This is a genomic window from Marinomonas arctica (assembly GCF_003259225.1).
Classification (GTDB): domain Bacteria; phylum Pseudomonadota; class Gammaproteobacteria; order Pseudomonadales; family Marinomonadaceae; genus Marinomonas; species Marinomonas arctica.
This window is the reverse complement of sequence record NZ_QHJF01000071.1, coordinates 1-1,304: the sequence shown is the minus strand read 5'-3', so window position 1 is coordinate 1,304 and position 1,304 is coordinate 1. Positions and strand designations below refer to the sequence as shown.

Sequence of the window (1,304 nt, the reverse complement as noted above, 5' to 3'; positions counted from 1 at the left end):
CCACTTTGAAAATAGACCACATTCCGCATTTTACCATTAGTAGTGGTGTGACCGATTACCAAGACTTTGACGATCAATACAAAATAGTCAAGCGTGCTGATATGCTGCTCTACGAAGCCAAGGGCGCGGGGCGTAATTGTGTTGTTTCCGGCTGATAAAATTCTATCACCTTTAATTTTTTCTGCATGTGCTAATATTTAGGCACTTTCTTAACACGTTTTTATTATTTTACATTCTTTCTCTTAGCCTTTAACAATCGGTATCCAGACCCTTTATGTTTCATTGGTTGAATGTTTCTATGACACGAAAAATTAGCAGTTTGTCATTTATTCTGTTGTCTTTTTTATTTGTAGTGATTGTGTACTCCGCTTACCAATCCCAGCGCATCTACAAAGAAATGCACGAAGTCGCTGAAATTGATGTGCCCTTGTCTGAAGTGATTTCTGACATTGAGATGTTGCAACTTAAGCAGCATTTATTGATGGAGAGTATTCGCCAACAAGGAGACGCGTTTTTTGCCGATGCCTCTATACACGCCAATAGTGTAAAAGGGTTTGATGAATTCAGTGCCCAGTTAGCCACTCAATTGGATAAGGCGACGGACATACTTCGCACAGGCCTTGGCTTTGGTAGTGTCAGAATTAAACTAATGGATCATCAAGCGCTCATGCAGCAAATTAGCGTGCTACATGAGCATCGAATGAACTTTGATCGCCTTGCTGACATCTTTTTTGCGCAGCAGAAACCATCCCTTTCAAGTGTTTGGACTGAGTTAGAAAAACAAGATGCAGCGTTAGATACACAAGCCGATGAGTTGCTGAAAAAAATAGACCTGTTAACCATGAGCGTCTCGGCAACGGTTGAAAACCAAGAGCGGCATTTTGTGACAATGAATGCCATTTTAGGTTTGTCCGCGTTTGCCATTGGTACCTATTTAACCTTGTATATTATTATCACTTTTCGTAAGCGTATCTGGTCACTGCGTGGACAGATAGAGTCTCTGCATCGTTCCATTGTTGTGGACCGCAGCCATCTCCCAACTAGACAGACAGGGTTAGATGAGCTGGATGAGTTAGAAACGGATTTAAAAGCGCTTGTTAAACAGTTTTCGAAAGAAATGCACAATCGTGATGAAGTAGAAACTCAACTTATTGAGCTGGCAACACGAGACAAGCTGACGGGGGCGTTTAATCGTCATAAATGGGATGAGCAGATTAAAGCCGAATTGGCACTGGCTAACCGAGGTCATCATTTTAGTTTGATCTTACTGGACGTTGACCACTTTAAGAAAATCAACGACAGCT

Annotated in this window: 1 protein-coding gene; it reads left to right on the top strand. The window is 41.6% G+C overall.

What is annotated here, in order from left to right; genetic code table 11:
- Positions 1-298: 298 nt before the first annotated feature.
- The coding region (locus DK187_RS20850; protein ID WP_239494826.1) for a sensor domain-containing diguanylate cyclase at positions 299-1,304 on the top strand (1,006 nt) is incomplete at its 3' end.